16 protein-coding genes are annotated in these 18,113 nt (G+C 51.4%); 12 read left to right on the top strand and 4 right to left on the bottom strand.

Annotated features, from left to right (window positions below; genetic code table 11):
* Positions 1-372 precede the first annotated feature (372 nt).
* From K2I50_RS09035 to fusA2, 4 genes are all read right to left on the bottom strand, one after another.
* A complete protein-coding gene (locus tag K2I50_RS09035; protein ID WP_301025995.1) occupies positions 373-2,181 on the bottom strand; it encodes an LTA synthase family protein in 1,809 nt (602 codons plus the stop codon).
* Entirely contained in the window at positions 2,178-2,987 is an 810-nt protein-coding gene (locus K2I50_RS09030; RefSeq protein WP_301025994.1) for a formate/nitrite transporter family protein, read from the bottom strand. Before K2I50_RS09030 ends, K2I50_RS09035 begins: the two co-directional genes overlap by 4 nt.
* 15 nt (positions 2,988-3,002) lie before the next feature.
* Positions 3,003-3,956, bottom strand: coding sequence for a Rossmann-fold NAD(P)-binding domain-containing protein (locus K2I50_RS09025; RefSeq protein ID WP_301025993.1), 954 nt, complete (start codon positions 3,954-3,956; stop codon positions 3,003-3,005).
* Positions 3,957-4,273: 317 nt separating this feature from the next.
* A complete protein-coding gene (gene fusA2 / locus K2I50_RS09020; protein ID WP_301025992.1) occupies positions 4,274-6,430 on the bottom strand; it encodes an elongation factor G2 in 2,157 nt (718 codons plus the stop codon).
* Positions 6,431-6,897: 467 nt separating this feature from the next.
* On the opposite strand from fusA2, the gene K2I50_RS09015 reads away from it, so the two are divergent.
* The 12 genes from K2I50_RS09015 to K2I50_RS08960 form a co-directional block, all read left to right on the top strand.
* Complete coding sequence (locus K2I50_RS09015) at positions 6,898-7,455, top strand: hypothetical protein (protein ID WP_301025991.1); 558 nt, start codon at positions 6,898-6,900, stop codon at positions 7,453-7,455.
* 15 nt (positions 7,456-7,470) lie between these two features.
* Positions 7,471-8,070, top strand: coding sequence for a hypothetical protein (locus K2I50_RS09010; RefSeq protein ID WP_301025990.1), 600 nt, complete (start codon positions 7,471-7,473; stop codon positions 8,068-8,070).
* Between the two features lie 149 nt (positions 8,071-8,219).
* The gene (locus tag K2I50_RS09005) at positions 8,220-8,717 is read left to right on the top strand and encodes a hypothetical protein (protein ID WP_301025989.1); all 498 of its coding nucleotides are present in this window, start codon (positions 8,220-8,222) and stop codon (positions 8,715-8,717) included.
* Between the two features lie 215 nt (positions 8,718-8,932).
* The gene (locus K2I50_RS09000; protein ID WP_301025988.1) at positions 8,933-10,534 is read left to right on the top strand and encodes a DUF4435 domain-containing protein; all 1,602 of its coding nucleotides are present in this window, start codon (positions 8,933-8,935) and stop codon (positions 10,532-10,534) included.
* Positions 10,535-10,590: 56 nt separating this feature from the next.
* Positions 10,591-11,460 carry a 1,4-dihydroxy-2-naphthoate octaprenyltransferase gene (gene menA / locus K2I50_RS08995; RefSeq protein ID WP_301025987.1) on the top strand — a complete coding sequence of 290 codons (870 nt, stop codon included), beginning with the start codon at positions 10,591-10,593 and terminating at the stop codon, positions 11,458-11,460.
* A 2-nt stretch (positions 11,461-11,462) separates the two neighbouring features.
* Entirely contained in the window at positions 11,463-12,221 is a 759-nt protein-coding gene (locus K2I50_RS08990; RefSeq protein WP_301025986.1) for a glycoside hydrolase family 25 protein, read from the top strand.
* Between the two features lie 231 nt (positions 12,222-12,452).
* Positions 12,453-13,037: a C40 family peptidase gene (locus K2I50_RS08985; RefSeq protein ID WP_301025985.1), complete on the top strand. Its 585-nt coding sequence runs from the start codon at positions 12,453-12,455 to the stop codon at positions 13,035-13,037.
* Between the two features lie 221 nt (positions 13,038-13,258).
* Positions 13,259-13,978 (top strand): porin family protein, encoded by a 720-nt coding sequence (locus K2I50_RS08980; RefSeq protein WP_301025984.1) that lies wholly within the window; start codon positions 13,259-13,261, stop codon positions 13,976-13,978.
* A gap of 294 nt (positions 13,979-14,272) precedes the next feature.
* On the top strand, positions 14,273-15,829 hold the full coding sequence (gene bamI, locus K2I50_RS08975; RefSeq protein WP_301025983.1) for a beta-barrel-assembly machine lipoprotein BamI: 1,557 nt from the start codon (positions 14,273-14,275) through the stop codon (positions 15,827-15,829).
* Between the two features lie 45 nt (positions 15,830-15,874).
* Positions 15,875-16,609, top strand: a complete 735-nt coding sequence (porG, locus tag K2I50_RS08970) for a type IX secretion system protein PorG (protein WP_301025982.1) — start codon at positions 15,875-15,877, stop codon at positions 16,607-16,609.
* 30 nt (positions 16,610-16,639) lie between these two features.
* Positions 16,640-17,395: an undecaprenyl pyrophosphate synthase gene (gene uppS / locus K2I50_RS08965; protein WP_301025981.1), complete on the top strand. Its 756-nt coding sequence runs from the start codon at positions 16,640-16,642 to the stop codon at positions 17,393-17,395.
* Between the two features lie 78 nt (positions 17,396-17,473).
* A partial coding sequence (locus tag K2I50_RS08960) for a POTRA domain-containing protein (RefSeq protein ID WP_301025980.1) occupies positions 17,474-18,113 on the top strand: 640 nt, incomplete at its 3' end.

The following is an 18,113-nucleotide window of genomic DNA, read 5'->3' as shown; positions in this document are numbered from 1 at the left end:
ATTATTATGCATATTTAACATGCCGGTACGGAGTGCGAGGGTGGGATGGTGATGTTGGTGGGTTGGGTTGGTGTAAAGTCGCCGGGCTACGCCGGGCATTCGGGGGGAGGGGGCCAACCCCACCCTGCGAACCGCTATGGCGGCTCTTGGGTGGGGCTAACGTTGTAGACACCGCTAAAGCGGCTATGCGCTAACGCGTGGAGTTGTGGATGTAGCCCGGGGCACGATGGGCCGGCGGGGTAGGGATGGTATGGGTTGGTGAGTAGGGTTGGTATGGAAGGGTTGCGATGGGATTTGTGGGATAGGAATGCGAGGTTGTATGGTATTTAACACGCCGGTAGGGAGGACTTCCCCGACGCATATGCCGTTATGTCAGGGCATGATGGAGAATGCGTCGGTCGAGATAATGAGGTCGGATATGGCGCGTGCCGAGCGGATGTTGGAAAGCATGGCGGGCGACACTGTCGCAGTGTCGCCGGCGAGCTCGCCGGTCATAGAGCTTATGGCGAACCGAGGCTTGGACGGGTCGAGTATACTGGTGCCCATACCTTTCCACCGGTAGGAGTCGAGCTTCATGAGGTTGAGCAGTGTCGGGTAGATGTCGGCCTGTCCGAGGATACCGTCGTATCGTCCCCCCACCGGGGAGTTGACTATAATCAGAGGGGTGTATTGTCCCGGCGATACGATTCCGCGTGCGTCGGGATTGGCGAGAATGGCGGCACGGTCCATTGCGAGCCCTTCGTGGTCGCCTGTAATCACTATCAGAGTGCGGTCGTAGTCGGGACGCGAGCGCAGATAGGAGAGGAGGGTGCCGATGGCGCTGTCGGTGTAATGTGCCATCATCATGTAGTCGCGCATGCGCTCGGGGAATCGGTCGGAGAATGCTACGGTGCGCAGGTTTTCAGGGAGTCGGAAGGGGTTGTGCCCGGAGTATGTCACAAACTGGATGAACGCGTTTTCGCCCTCGGGCCAGATTTCTGCGGCCTGCATTTTTTCGACTGCCTGGCGCATGAATGAGCCGTCGCTCAGCTTGGCGGGGTTGCCTACGAGCTCGTCGTTGCGCCATGATGAGCGGGTGAGCAGGGTGTCGATGCCGAATGCACGGGCAATCGGTTCCTGATTCCATACGATTGGCTTGTCGCACGTGAGTATGTAGGAGCGTGCTCCGTTTTTCTCGGCGAGTGCCTGATTGAGGGTGTAGTAGCGATTCTGGGGATAGCGCATCGAGTAGACGCTCGACTGCATCGGGAGCATGCCGGCATTGATGAGCAGCTGGCAGTCGATTGAGCGTCCGGCAGCCACTTGAGTCAGCACGTTGGGCGCATAGAGGGTAGAGGCTGTGTCGGCGATGAGTGAGTCAATCACGGGTGTAATCTCCACTCCGTCGATATTGCGGTCGATAACCCAGCTTTCGAGCGATTCACACAGGATAATCACCAGATTGTCGCGTGAGGGGATGGAGTCGGGGAGCGCCCTGTGGGGGCGACAGCTCTCCTTCTGCTGCATCCATGAGTCGATGCGAGCGCGTGCGGCGTCGTCGAGCGACCGAGAGTTGCCGCTGAGGATGTCGTACATGATTGATCCGCCTACGGTGTATATCGGAGTCGTGCAGGTGGTGTAGTAGCATGACTCCTGGAGGCGGGAATAGTGGGCACGGAATCCGCCTCGGCACATTGCCGCGATTGCTGCAAGGAGCGCTGCCACAAGGAGGCAGGCAAGGTAGCGCAGTGTAGAGCGTGGCGGGAAGCGTCGCGGCATGCGGCGTCCGATTATCCAGGCCGCTACCGAGGTAAGAGGAATCAGTATGTCGAGCCATCGCATGGAGTCGACCACACTGGCGGTGAAGTCGGAGAGATTGCCGGCGAGGAGGTAGCTGTCGAGAGGTATTGCCGTGAAATATGTGCGGCAATACATGAGGTTGGCCACGAGTACGCCGTCGGCCAGGAACAGAATCGTCACGGCTATCCAGAACCGTCGCGACAGCACATAGGGGAGTGCGAGCAGGAGCGCTCCGAGCAGGGCGTTGAGGTACAGGCCTATGTCGGACATTGCACGGAATGTGGTGCCTGTGCACCACACTACGTCGAACAGGATGAGCTTCAGGAATGCGGCGGCAACGAGCACTGACAGGCGCCCGCGCCACATGTCGGCCGGAAACAGCCGTGACAGGATTGTTTTCATCGTTTATTGGGGTCGAGATGGAGATAGGCGTGGACACAGCCTACAAACAGAGCTCCGCCCAGGATATTGCCGATGGTAACGGGTATGAGGTTGTCGATAATCATCTGAGAGACGGTGATTCCGGCACCTTCAAGCATTGCGGCGGGGATGAAAAACATGTTGGCTATGGAGTGTTCGTAGCCGAGGGCCACAAAGGCCATTACCGGGAGCCAGCATCCAAACATCTTCGCGCCCGAGCTTTTGGCGGAAAGTGCGAGCCATATGGCAAGACATACACACCAGTTGGCGCCTATGCCCCGGAGGAATGCGGTGAGCCAGGGGAGTGACACTTTGGCCTGCGCTACAGCGATTATAGCCGAATGGTAGGGCTCGGGCTTTAGCAGTCCGGTAAGATATACGAGCAGATACACGAAGAGAAGCGCGCCGACAAAGTTGCCGAGATATACGAGCGTCCAGTTTACGATTATGTCCCATGCCGAGCAGCGCTTCATAATCCACGAGGGCATAAGCATGGCGTTGTTGCCGGTAAACAGTTCGGCTCCGAGAACTACCACGAGTATCAGCCCTATCGGGAAGGCGGCTCCGCTCAGGAGCTTCTGCATAGCCGGGTTGGCGGCTGTGATTTCGGGGAATCCGAATCCGAGAATCACTGACAGCACTCCTCCGAAAGCGATATATACGCCGGCGAGTATGGTAAGAACAGCAAAACGGGCGTAAGTGCCGTTTCGGCCGGAGCTGAGGTCGGCCTTTGCCGCGCCGATGCCCGCTACTTTGTCGATAACTTCTTTAGGTGTATGTGTAGCCATTTAAACGGTTGACGGTTAAAGCTCTTCGAGCATTCGTTTCAGTACTACCTGGGCAGAAATCTCGCGGTTGGCCGCTTCGGGGATTACCAGAGAGCGCGGACCTTCGATTACGTCGTCGCTTACAATCATGTTGCGGCGAACGGGGAGACAGTGCATGAAGAAGGCGTTGTTGGTCAAAGCCATCTTTTCGGCAGTGATTGTCCAGGAACGGTCGGTAGACAGGACTTTTCCGTAGTCGGGGTCGGAGAATGCGCTCCAGTTTTTGGCATATACGAAGTCGGCTCCGGCGAGTGCCTTGTCCTGGTCGTATTCCACTCTGGCGTTGCCTACAAACCGGGGGTCAAGCTCGTAGCCACGCGGATGGGTTATCACGAAGTCGTAGTCGGTGGCGTTCATCCACTCGGCAAACGAGTTGGGCACAGCCTGCGGGAGCGCTTTGGGATGAGGTGCCCATGTCATCACCACTTTGGGGCGTTCGACGGTCTTATGCTCTTCGATTGTGATAAGGTCGGCAAACGACTGGAGGGGATGGCGTGTAGCCGCTTCCATTGAGAATACCGGGCGTCCGGAGTAGCGTATGAACTGGTTGATGACTTTCTCCTGATAGTCATCTTCTTTCGACTCGAAGCGTGCGAACGAGCGAACGCCGATTATGTCGCAGTAGCATCCCATTACCGGAATTGCTTCAAGGAGATGCTCGGGCTTGTCGCCATCCATGATGACTCCGCGTTCGGTCTCGAGCTTCCATGCGCCCTGGTTGACGTCGAGCACGATTACATTCATGCCGAGATTGAGGGCTGCTTTCTGGGTGGAGAGTCGCGTGCGGAGCGATGAGTTGAAGAAAATCATCATCAGCGTGCGGTTTTCTCCGAGATGTTTGTAGGCAAAGCGGTTGGCTTTTACTTCAAGGGCCTCGGCCACAGCGCGGTCAAGGGGACCTATATCTGCTACTGAAATGAAATTGCGCATAGTTTCTACTTTTTAGGTTATTTTTCTGATATTCAACAATAAAATGGCAGTCATATCATTTCGGATATGACCGACGGTGAAATCATCATATTCATGGGCCGCATGCCTATATGACTTCAATATGCAAAGATACAAAAAAAGCGTATGCCGCGGTGACGTTAGGAGCTTGTTTAAACATGTTCTAAGATTATTTCAACATTTATTTCAGAGAGATACCGCGGAGGGCGGGTATATGCACAAAATAAGCAGACGCGCCTTTTGACGGGCGCGCCTGCGGGGTTTAAAAATGGTAGTAGATGATATTTTAACCAGTTTCTTTATTCTTCAGACTGAGAGTCGGCATATGCCTTGAGGAGTTTTTCCTGAACGTCGGAGGGCACGAGCTCGTAGGAACTGAACTTCATGGTAAATGAAGAGCGTCCGCCGGTGATGGAGCTGAGTGCGGTAGAGTAGGATGACATCTCCTTAAGGGGTACACGTGCGGAAATCTTCTCGAATCCGTTTTCGCTGGCCATACCCATGATTATGGCACGGCGTCCCTGAAGGTCGCTCATCACGTCGCCCATGACATCGGCGGGAACGAATACGTCGACATCGTATACCGGCTCGAGAATCTTGGGGTTGGAGTTGCGGAAAGCCTCAGAGAAGGCGTTTCGTCCGGCCAGGCGGAATGATATTTCGTTGGAGTCAACGGGGTGCATCTTGCCGTCGTAGATACATACGCGCACGTCGCGGGCGTAGCTACCGGTAAGCGGGCCCTGTTCCATGCGGTCCATGAGACCCTTCACGATTGCAGGGATAAAGCGTGCGTCGATGGCTCCGCCGACAATACAGTTGCACACCACCAGCTTGCCGCCCCATTCGAGGGGTATCTCCTGGGTGTCGCGGACGTTCATCTTGAACTCCTGGTTGCCAAACTTGTAGGTGTCGGGCGCAGGCATTCCTTCGGTGTAAGGCTCGATAATCAGGTGTACCTCACCGAACTGTCCGGCACCACCCGACTGCTTCTTGTGGCGATAGTCGGCGCGTGCGGCCTTTGTGATAGTCTCACGGTAGGGTATGCGAGGCTCTTCGAATATGATAGGGAGCTTGTCGTTGTTTTCGACACGCCATTTGAGTGTGCGCAGGTGGAATTCGCCCTGTCCCGAGAGTATAGTCTGCTTGAGTTCTTTTGACTGCTGCACTTCCCAGGTGGGATCCTCTTCATGCATGCGTGTGAGGATTTCCGAGAGCTTTTCGGCGTCGGCCTCTGTGACGGGGCGTACGGCGCGCTGATATTTTGGTGCGGGATACTTTATGAAGTCGAAACGGTATTCACAGCCTTTTTCGTCGAGGGTGTTGCCGGTGCGGGCGTCTTTCAGTTTTACGGTGGCACCGATATCTCCGGCACATAGTTTGTCGACGGGAGTCTTTATCTGGCCGCATACACAGAACACCTGTGCGATGCGCTCTTTTGAGCCGCGGTCCATGTTGGTGAGGTCTACGCCGGGGGTGAGCGTTCCGCTCATGACCTTGAAGTAGCTGACTTCGCCGATATGGGGTTCGATAGTGGTCTTGAACATGAAGAGCGAGAGCGGACCGTCGGAGTCGGGTTTCACCTCTTCGCCTTCAGTGTCGACCGGTGCGGGCATATCCTCTACGAACGGCACAACATTGCCGAGGAATTCCATCATGCGGCGCACGCCCATGTCCTTGATGGCGCTGACGCAGAATACCGGGAATATGGAGCGGTCGACGAGTCCTTTGCGGATGCCTTCGCGCATCTCGTCCTCGGTGAGGTGGCCCTGGTCGAAGAATTTTTCCATGAGGGTCTCGTCGTTTTCGGCGGCAGCCTCGACGAGTTTCTGGTGGAGCTCCTGGGCGCGGTCGTGTTCTTCGGCCGGTATTTCCTCAATAGTGGGAACTCCGCCGTCGGGGCCCCAGGAGTATTTTTTCATAAGTAGCACGTCAATCATGGCGTTGAAGCCCGGGCCGACGTTGATGGGGTACTGGATGGGTGTCACCTTCGGGCCGAAAATTTCGGTCATCTGCTCGATTACGTTGTCGTAATCGGCTTTCTCTCCGTCGAGCTGGTTGAGGGCGAAGATAACGGGTTTCTTAAGAGTAGCGGTGGTGCGGAATATATTCTGAGTGCCTACTTCCACGCCATACTGCGCGTCGATGAGGATGACGCCGGTATCTGTTACGTTAAGGGCTGTGATGGCGTTTCCTACGAAGTCGTCGGCGCCCGGACAGTCGATTACATTGAGTTTCTTGCCAAGGAATTCGGCGTAAAAAATGGTAGAGAATACTGAGTAGCCATACTCTTTCTCCACCGGGAAATAGTCGCTGACGGTGTTGCCTGACTCGACATTGCCGCGACGTTTTATAACTCCACACTCGTAAAGCATTGCTTCGGCGAGTGTGGTTTTACCGGAGCCTTTGCTGCCAAGCAAGGCTATGTTTTTGATTTCGCTTGTCTTGTAAACCTTCATGTTATTAGAAGTTTATAGTGAGAAAAAGTAGTCTGTTGTCCATCCGGCGCCACTCTATGGCCTTGTGCCTGCGGGCAACGGTTGGCAAATTACAGAAAATATTTGAAAAACGCGTCATGAAGCAATATGTTACAAAACATAGCTAAATAACCGATTTTCCGTATTGTATCGACTACTATCTGAAAATATGGATAATGGATTTTCAGTAACAGTGAAATTAAGATTGCATACTGCAAAGGGAATGATTATATTTGCGGCTGTAATTATCTATCGCCTTCAATTGTGAAAGACCTTATTGAATAACTATAATAGTTGGGGGTAGATTTTTTCGACCGTGACACCTGATGGCACCGTAACTAAACATACATATATGTAAGGAATACATATATGAAATCAAAGCGGACATGTTAATCGCATGGTTGATATTAGCTATGATAGAGAATGAGGGTGCATTGTAATGCGATAATATGGACAATACAAAATTTGCATATTTCCTGAATGCGGTGCATTATTGCATTTGGCTTCATGAGATATGGATTGGCAATTTTATTCATAAACTGGTCTTTGGCAGTATACGTCTTTTTGCCAAGTATATGTGTTCAAGGAATTGTCAGGAGAGACTTTATGCTTATATGGCAATGCGTGAACAGCAACTATATGAGTTTAAGTATGATAAAAAGAAGGGGCTTTATATCGGGTTGTCGAAGTATGAGTTCGGCTACGTTTATTCGTGTTATCCGTGTTTCCTGTCATTCCTCATGTTTGGATTGATACTTAAAATCAATGGAGATATTACACCAATCGTAATGATTGGCACTCTTGCTGTGCCAATTGGTTTGGGATATATTCCGGCCTATAAAGCAGTCTTTTCAAGTGATCGCTACTTTGAATATTTCAAGGAATTTGAGAAAGAGAATAGGGATTGGCATCGTAAATGGGCGAGAATCACCACTGCGTTCTGTATTGGGGGAGTCTTGATTTTTTTATTGTCTATAGCTGCTGCATGGGCTATTCTATTGTGGTAACCGGTCATGTATGATATGATAGATAACAATCGGTTTTCATATTTCCTGAATGCGGTGCATTATTGCATTTGGCGAGGAGATATAAGGGTAGGACATGTGCTTCATAAAGTGATAGGAGGATTCCTGTTGGTTTTTGCCACGCTATTTCTTACCAAGAAGTATAAAGGACGTCTGTGTGCCCATTTGGCAAATCATGAGAAGGAAACACATGATTATTTTTATAATAAGAAAAGTGGTTTTCATATAAGATGGGCACATCATAGATATGGTATGTTTTATTTATGTTATTCAGTTTTTCCGTCATATGTGATTGCAGGCATCCTGCTTAGAAATTTTGTGGCAGTCATTAATCCGACGTTATTTATTATCATATCAATAATTCCGATAGTGGTGAGTTATATTCCAGCCTATAAGGCTGTGTTTACCGATAACCGCTACTTGAAGTATTTCAAGCAGTTTGAGAAGGAGGATAATAGATGGCATAAAAAATGGACATTAATAACATGGATATTCTGTGTCGGAGGGATAGTAATCGAAATTTTCGGTATAATTACAATGATGGCTATTGTAGTGGGTGGATACAGTAACATAGATGTACCATTCCTGCCGCATTGATTTAAGAAACTGTTTAAATTCAGATGATACAGATTCTAAGAGTAAAATAGAACACTATGAGAGGTGATCGATTTGCATATTTCCTGAATGCAATACTTTATTGTATTTGGCGAGGAGATATAAGGGTGCGCATTTTCTTTGATAAAATTATGGGAGGATTCCTGTTGGTTTTTGCAACAATCTTTCTTTCGAAGAAACACAAGGCTCGCTTGTATGCTCATGTAGCAAATCATGAAAAGGAAACATATGATTATTTCTATAATAAGAAAACCGGATTTCATATTCGTTGGGCGAGTTATAGGGCTATTTCTTTTTATTTATGTTATGTAGCTTGCATTGCATTTTTGTTGGAAGGGATATTGTATAAAACAGTTGGGCTAATAAGCTCTTCACTATTTGGTATGGTTTTGATAACTCCGATTTGGCTGTGCTACATGCCCGCCAATGAAGCTATTTTTGCCGATGACCGTTATTTGGAATATTTCAAGGAATTTGAAAAAATGGATAAATCGTGGCATAGGAAATGGGTAATAATCACTTGGGCATTCTGTGTCGGTGGTATATTGGCATTCTTTGGAGGTATAATTGCTTTGTTCGCTATCGCGATAGGATGGAATAATGTGCATCTGCCATTTTCGTCGCATTAACTTGTAAATGGGAAATTATGAGTGATGAACATTGAACATAATCTGAAATGCACGGCTTGTTGATAGTTGCGAGGTGATATAAAGAGCGGGGTTTGGTGGGGGGAATCCGGATTTGCCGTGATTTCCCGTCGCTGTATTGTTGACAAACATGTGGAGGGTTGATTGCCTGTAAGGAATAATTTGTTAACTTTACTGACCCCAAAACGTATTACGGCATGAAACTAACGCTCCCTCCACAGCTTGACACGACTCGCGCGGTAGTCGACGATGCGCGCAGTATTATAATAATAGGTGCGAACGGCTCCGGCAAGACGCGTTTTACCGAGCGGCTGGTTGCCGAGACCTCCGAGCAGATGCCGGTATTCCGCATCTCGGCCCTGACAGCTATTTACGGAGGTGCGGCGCCTGACACTCTCGAGGGGTCGGTCGATGTGCTGTATGAGAGCGCCACAGAGCGTTCGCCATTTATGCGCAGCGACCACCATACCCAGTTTGAGCGTGTGATGGCTCTGCTGCTGCTCGATGAGGTATTGCACCTGCTTTTGCACAAGCATTCGGGAGGCCGGATGGAGCCTACATGTCTTGACCGTGTGATCAGCGCTTGGCAGGAGGTGTTTCCCGACAGCCGTATTCTCAGGGAGAGCGGACGTCTGCTGTTCAGCCGCAAGGAGGATGAGGGCACATACTCACAGATGCGACTGTCGGACGGCGAGAAAGCCGTGCTTTACTCTTTCGGAGCCGCGGTGCTGGCGCCGGAGGATGCGGTGGTGTTTGTCGACAATCCCGGGATGTTTCTCCATCCCTCGATAATGGGGATGATATGGGACAAGGTGGAGGCGTTGCGCCCCGACTGCACATGGGTCTATACAACCCACGACGTGGAGTTTGTGGCTTCGCGCACCGGAGCATCCGCCGTGTGGGTGCGCGGATATGACGCCGAGGCCCAGCGCTGGAGCTATGTCGTGTTGCCCGCCGGGACTCCTCTTGACGACGAGATATATACTACTATAGTAGGCGCGCGCAAGCCGGTGCTCTTTATTGAGGGCGACGGCACCCACAGCATCGATGCCAAGCTCTATCCGCTGGTGTTTACCAACTATACTGTGCGCTCGCTGGGCAGCTGCAACAAGGTGATAGAGGCCACGCGCACGTTCAACGACCTGAATTCATTTCACCATCTCGACAGCCACGGTATCGTAGACCGTGACCGGCGCGATGCCCATGAGGTGGCTTATCTGCGCAAGAAGCGCATCTTTGTGCCAGATGTGGCGGAGATTGAAAATATACTGATGCTTGAGGATGTGGTAAGGGCCGTCGCCCGACATTTCCACCGCAATGATGACCGGGTGTTTGACCGTGTGCGCAAGTCGGTGATAAACATGTTTCGCGGCGAGCTCAAGCAGCAGGCGCTCATGCATACGCGCCATCGGGTGAAGCGCATGGTGGAATACCGCATTGACGGGCGTTTCCCGTCGATTGACAAACTTGAGCAGCATATGGCCGATCTGGTCAATGCCCTGCGTCCGCGCGACATATACAACGGGCTTGTGCGCGATTTCCGGGGGTATGCCGAAGGTGGCGACTATCAGTCGATACTCAGGGTATACAATCAGAAGTCGATGGTGGGACAGAGCAATGTGGCGGAGCTGTGCGGGCTGAAAAATCATGATGCGTATGTGGCCGCGATAATTGATATCCTGAGGAATGACTCGGCCGAGGCCGACCGTATACGCATAGCGGTGACAAGATGTTTCGGCATCACCGACGACGAGGCTTCGGCAAAACTGTCGGAAAACTCAATATCGGAAATCGACTGAGATGGTGTCTGCCCTACTGTAATCAGGACTTTCCTACGTAAACAAGCACTAAGAATATGACTCTGAAACCGTGGATTGAAGCCATGCGCCTGCGCACACTGCCCGTCTCGGCAGCCGGAGTGCTGACGGCGATAGGATATAATGTGGGCGACGGCACCTTTATGGCGGCGCCCGCAGTGTTGTGTCTGGTATTTGCCCTGCTGGCGCAGGTGGCCTCGAACTTTGCCAATGAATATTATGACTACCGTGACGGCCTTGACCGTGTGGGGCGCGACGGTCCGCGGCGCGGTGTGACCGAAGGGGATATCACACCGCGTGCGATGCTTTGCGCCACATATGCCACTCTCGGTATGGCTTGCTGTGTCGGGCTGTCATTGCTGTGGTGGGGCGGCTGGTGGCTGCTGCTTGCCGGTGTCGTCATAGCGATTGGCGCCATGGCATACAGTGCCGGGCCGTATCCGCTGTCGCGCCATGGGCTTGGCGAGGTGGCTGTAATCATCTTTTTCGGAGTCATACCGGTCAATCTTACGTATTATGTGCAGGCCGGCACTTTTGTGTGGCCTGTGGGTATGGCTTCTGTGGCCATCGGGCTTATGGGGGCCAATGTGCTGCTGGTAAATAATTATCGCGATGCCGACGACGATGCCGCAGTGGGAAAGCATACACTCGCTGTGATAATGGGGCGTGGATTCGCATACTCGCTGTATCTTATCGGCGGAGTGCTTGCCATGCTTCTGCTGCTTGACGCGATGGGCTCCCACCGATGGATTGCGTGGGCATATCTGGCGATTCACATGTCGCTGTGTATGATGTTGAAGCGGCGCACGGGCCGAGCCATCAATCCGTTGCTCGGCATGACGGCTGTGGCTATGCTTGCGGTGGCGCTTGCCTGGCTTGTGGCTGAAATCTGTAACAAGGGTGTGTGATTATGAGTGCGCGCGGAAAGAGCAAGTCGGGCATAAATGTTGCTACCGTAGTCATTCTGTCGGTGTTTCTTGCCGTTGGGATGGTGATGTTGCTCGTGCGTCTGCGCCGGGAGATTACGCCTCTTGAACTCAGCCGCGAGGAGTATCCTGTCACCGGCCTTGACCTCTCGGCCCATAACGGAGATATCGACTTCAGCCTTCTTGCCGCTGACTCGATTGATTTTGTGGTGCTGAAAGCAACAGAGGGGGCTACATTCAAAGACCCTAAATTCAACCATAATTATCTTGCCGCCCGCAAGGCCGGAATACAGAATATCGGTGCATACCACTTCTTTAAGTTCGGCACCGACGGAAAGATGCAGGGCATCAATCTGCTGAACTCTCTGGTAGGGAAGACTCTCGAGCTTCCCCTGGTGATAGACCTTGAGGAGTGGACCAATCCGAAAAGCATGCATACCGACTCTATTGTCATGCGCCTCCAGGATATGATAGACTATCTGGAGAGCAACGGGCATGCTGTGATGCTGTATACCAACAAAGACGGATATGAGCGTTTTGTGCGCGACCGTTTTACCGATTATCCGCTGTGGATATGTTCGTTTACCCGTCCGCCTCTGCCGGAAGATGCCGATACGGAGTGGTCGCTGTGGCAGTACAGCCACTGGGGATGGGTGAGTGCCACCGACACATCGGTCGACCTTAATACGTTCAACGGCACTCGCGAGCAATGGCGCCAGTGGCTTAAGTCGGTCAATTTCTGAAGTGGCGCGGAAGCATTGTATGCCGGATTGCCTGCGTTATGTTAATGAAAAGTGAAAATTATGTTAATTCGCAGGGCTGCATCCGCAGAGGATGCTAAAAGACTTTAAATGACCGGATGGCCGGTTGATTGCTGACGTTGATTTCAGTATCTTTGTGAAGAATGGAAAGAGAGGCAGTGCAATATGCGCAATGGACATGGCCTCTACTCACTAAAAATACCTTAATTTTAAATGAGCAATATCATACGGGTATCTCTCGCAGCAGTCATGATGCTTGTCGGTGTAATCTGCGCCGATGCGGTAGCTCCTCTGCGTGAAACTCTCGACCATAAAAACATAACCGCCGACTTTGCTTCCATAAATACATGGAAGCCCGAGTTGCCGTTGATTCACCCCATAGCCACAGATGATGCATACGAAGCCCCGGAGTATATCGCCGATATGCTGTCGTTTGCCGGCCAATATAAGGGTTTGCGTTACCGTCGTGGCGGCAAGACTCCGAAAGGATTTGATTGTTCGGGCTTTACCAGCTATGTATTCAGCCAGTTCGGTATGAAGCTGAATGCGTCGAGCTCATCGCAGTATACCCAGGGTGAGGCTGTCGATGGTCTGGATCTCCAGCCCGGCGACCTTGTGTTTTTCAGCGGACGCGCCGTGAGCAAGACAAGAGTGGGCCATGTGGGGCTTGTGACCGACGTAAATCCCGACGGCACATTCCGGTTTATCCACTCGTCCAACTCTCTTGGAGTCACAGTGTCGAAGAGCACCGAACCATATTACTCGCGCCGTTATATCGGTGCGCGCCGTGTAAGATAATTCAGGCCTGAGGGTCTTACAATAGAACGATTTGAAATATGTGGCACGGAATGGTTTCTGTGCCACATATTTTTAGACCACTTTTTTACGACCGTCTTATACTGTATCTATGTTGTTTTGAATGAGGTATGCGATGTTATGACCAACTTTTCTACCGATAGGGTTTGTGATTTTCGCCGATAATGTCTAATTTTGGCAATACACACAAATAAACCGAAGAAATGAAAAGACTATTCATCGCACTATGCATGGCCGCTGTTGCTATATTTGGCGGCTCTAGACTCAATGCGCAGACTATATTTGACACCGGAGTTCCTGAAAATCTGTTTCAGTTCGGAGTGCGTCTCGGCTTCAACACCTCCAATCTCACCAACAATTACGACAAGGTGATGAACGGCGTGGAGTGGACTGACAATCAGTGGTGCAGCGGATTAAATGCCGGCTTCGTGGTTGATATAAATTTCCGCAATTTTTTTGCCATCCAGCCCGGCGTATTTGTATACACGCGTAAAAACGATTATCATATGCTGTATACCGACGGACACAGTCTCGGCGCTATCAACGGCACTCAGAAGGCCAATTTCCTACAGATACCGATTCTCGCCTCGTTGCGTCTCGGTGTGCCTCAGCTGGTGCAGGTGCATCTCGACTGCGGACCATATTTCGCATGGGGATGGGGCGGCAGCAACAAGTATAAGAAGTATGACTCATCGACAGGAGTACTTGAGGTGACCAACGGCAGGCAGCCATATTTCGGCGACTCCACATTTGCCCTTTCCGACCGTTATGACTATGGCGTCAAATCAGGAGTCGGTGTCATGGCGATGGAGCATTTTTACGTTGGTGCCCATTATCAATACGGATTCCGCAATGTAATGAAAGCCAACGGACATAAAGGACACAACAAGATGTGGACTTTCTCGGTAGGCTACAATTTCTGAAAAAATACCTTACGATACGGCCTCTGACAACAGTGGCGTATTCGGCGGGCCTGACTGTGGCATCACTGTCAGGCCCGCCGAATTTGTGTTTATACAGGTGTATCGCAGTTAAAAACATCTAAAAACGGTATATAGAAATGTAAACTTCTAAAAATGCGTTGTCGTTTCAGCGGTAATGATTAATTTTACCATCTCTTAGCACGGGCCTCCGTGCTGAGCGGCTACGTTTTTTGCAATATACTGCATATACTTGGCAAATACTTCGTATCTTTGCAGTTTGAAAAATATAAATATATGAATAAGCGACTTGCTGCCTCATCACTTGCCGCACTTTCAATCGTGTTTGGGAGTGTGGTTGTGTCGTGCAACAGCGACGATGATACAAACGACTACGACATCGATACCGGATATACTCCGGAAACGATGTATTCAAGTACGGCTATAACGGCATTCAACCTCAAGGCCGATACAAAGGTGCTGGCCAATCTCGACTCGGTGTTCTTTACTATCGACCTGGAGGGCCAGAAGATATTTAATGCCGACTCTATGCCGCTGGGCACTGATGTACGTAAACTTGTGCCGGTAATCGGCACCGGCGGCTCGTCGAAAATCATGCTTAACTATACCGATATCGAGGGCAACGAAAAAGAGGAGGAGTACAACAGTACATCTCCCGATACGATATGTTTCAGCTCTCCGGTGAAGGTAACGGTGACATCGCTCAACGAGACATATTCACGTACATATACCATTACGGTAAATGTCCACAATCAGAAGCCTGACTCATTGTGCTGGGGCGATATGGCCTATTCGGCTCTTCCTGCCATCCGCGGAGCCAAGGACGCCGTGACAGTAGAGAAAGGCGGCATGGTATATTGCTACTCGACCGACGGCTCTGCATGGCAACGCGCCTCGACCGACAATCCTGCGACTCCTGTCGACAGCTGGGCACGCGAAAGTGTGAATTTCGGATTCACTCCGCGCCTGTCCACTCTTACCGCGACCGACGGCGATTACTATGTGCTGTCGGACAACGGCACTCTGTACAGCTCGGCCGACGGACTCTCGTGGTCATCCGCCGGAAAGGTATGGACATGGATTTATGGAGCATATGAATCGCGTGTGGTAGGTATTGCGCCCGATGCCGGCGGATATGTTCATGCCACATATCCCGAGCCTCAGGGCTATGTCGCATCCGAGGTCAGAGCCGACTTCCCTGTAGGCGGCACTACCCGCATGCTCACATACTCTTCCGAATGGAGCTCGGCTCCCCAGGGCATTATCGCCGGCGGCCATATCGCAAACGGCAATCTTACGAGTGCCGTCTGGGGATACGACGGTCAGGCATGGAATAAATTTGCCAACATGCCGCTGGATGCCGCGCTTGACGGAATGGCGATTTTCCCATACTATACTTTCAAGACCAATACCGTCAACTGGACTGTCACCAAGCAGTCGACTATTTTTGCAATGGGCGGCCGTAAGGCCGACGGGGCATTGTCGCGCGAGGTGTATATATCCCGTGACCTTGGTGTCAACTGGCATAAGGCCGACTCTCTGATGCAGTTGCCCGAGCAGATGGAATCGTTTGCAGGCGCCAGAGCTCTGGTGATTCCTACAGTGATGCATGCCCGTTCGGCTTCCGATAACGGTTGGGAAAGCGTGACACTCCGCAGTCTGCCGGCATGGTGTATGCTCGACGGATTCTTCGGTGGACGTGCGGTAGCTCCGATTACCCAGTGGGATTGCCCCTACATATATATATACGGAGGCGAGGATGCTGACGGCAATCTGCGCGATATCGTACTGCGCGGAGTCATCAACAGGTTTACTTACAAACCGCTCCAGTAAATAATCACTCTTCTCACCCACATTTTCACGCCTGACAATTCGGATATGCCTGACAAGAGGCCTCGACAGAACACAATAATACAGCTATTGCGCCGGCCGGTCATTTATGTGATGACTCTGGTGGCGCTTTGGTCGGTATGCTGTGTGAGCCGTGCCTCCGCCCAGGAGACCGCCTATAAGTTTGAACTGGGACCTGCTCTCGGCTTCAGTGGTTATCTCGGCGATGCCAATACCGGCAGCCTTTATGCCCATCCGGGGTTTGCAGGCGGAGCGATATTCCGGTATCTGGTGAGCCCGCGATGGAACATACGCGGCAACTTTACTGTAGCCACTCTCAGCGGCGACAGTTCCGACATGACCAATGTATATCCCGGCGGAGAGACCTATCGCTTCTCGTCGACCGTCTGCGACCTCGGTGCCCGTATCGATTTCAACTTCTTCAACTACGGTATCGGCGAGACATACCGCAAGATGCGGCGCTGGTCGCCTTACCTGACTCTGGGTATGGGTATGACGCTCGTTTCGTGTGAGGGCACGGCGGTGGCGTTCAATATACCTATGGGTGCCGGCGTGAGATATAAAATCAATCCCCGGCTCAATCTCGGAGTCGAGTGGTGTATGACCAAGGCGTTTACCGACAAGGTCGACGGCCCGGTGTTAAGTGACTTATACGGCATAAAAAGCTCTTTTGCAAAAAATACCGACTGGTATTCCACAGTCATGGTGTCGCTGACATTTGAGTTTGGCGAACGATGCAGAAGTTGCTATTATGTCGACTGAATATATTATTGACCAAGCAATGTGACCGTTATGTCATATAAAGATAAGATTGACCCCCAGCGGCTGCCGCGTCATGTGGCCGTGATAATGGATGGCAACGGCCGATGGGCCAAATCACACGGTCTCGACCGTTCGGAAGGACATGTCGAGGGTGTGAATACCGTAAGGAAAATCACCGAGATTGCCTCGGAGATAGGTATCGGCTATCTTACACTCTATACTTTCTCTACTGAAAACTGGAATCGTCCGCAGGCAGAGGTTGATGCCCTGATGAATCTTGTTGTAGTAGCCATAGAGAGGGAGACGGCCGATCTGATAAAGAACAATGTGCGCCTGACGATGATAGGCGACTTCTCGCGTATGCCTCAGTTTGCCTACACCCGTCTGTGCAAGTGTATCGACGATACATCCCATTGCACCGGTCTGACCCTGGTGCTGGCCATAAGCTACTCTTCGCGCTGGGAGATTACCGACGCCATGCGCCGGATAGCACGTGAGGTAGAGCAGGGCAATATGCGTCCGGATGAGATAACCCCCGATACCATATCCGCTCATATGGCCACATGCGACATGCCCGACCCGGATTTGCTGATACGTACCGGCGGCGACCATCGTGTAAGCAACTTCCTGCTGTGGCAGATTGCTTATTCGGAAATTACCGTCGTACCGACTTTCTGGCCGGATTTCTCCAAGGAGGACTTCTGCAAGGCGGTGGTCGACTATCAGAGCCGTGAGCGCCGTTTCGGCAAGACCTCTGAACAGGTAAGCGGCGACTCTCCGGAGTGACCGCATTAAGGCACCACACATTATACAATATCAAATATTTCACACGACACGACTTCTCCGAAAAAATAAAATCAGCTTATGCTTAACCGACTGCTGACAATCATCGCTCTGACTCTCCTTTCTGCAACTACGGTTGCCTCTGCTCAGGACTCTTCGGTCCTGACCGCACCGGTCGATACCGTCTACAACCCCAACATACTCTATACCGGCATGCCAAAAACTTATGAGATTGCCGGAATCGAGGTGACCGGTGTGCCCAATTATGAGGATTACATTGTAATCGGATACTCCGGGCTTAATGTCGGCGACCGTGTGGAGATACCCGGTCCTGATATTACAAATGCGGCAAAGCGCTTTGCACGCCAGGGCCTTTTCAGCACAATCAAGATTAAGGTGGCCAAGATGGCAGGCGACAAGGTGTGGCTTGAATTTGCCCTGAAGCCCCAGCCGAGAATCTCAGCCATCAATTATTACGGAGCAAGCAAGGGTGAGAAGAAAGACCTTGAAGAGCGCCTTCAGCTCATGAAGGGAAATCAGATTACCCAGAATATCGTAAACCGCGCCACCCAGATCATCAAAGGCTACTACAGTCAGAAGGGATTTGGCAACGCCGATGTGCGCATCGACCAGATTGAGGACCTGTCGGCTCCCAACGAGAATATCGTCAATATCCATATCGACAAGAACTCTAAGGTAAAGGTGCATAAGATATATATCG

This window comes from Muribaculum sp. (genome assembly GCF_029051885.1).
Taxonomy (GTDB): domain Bacteria; phylum Bacteroidota; class Bacteroidia; order Bacteroidales; family Muribaculaceae; genus Muribaculum.
The sequence above is the reverse complement of the archived record's forward strand: the minus strand, read 5'-3'. Positions and strand labels throughout refer to the sequence as shown.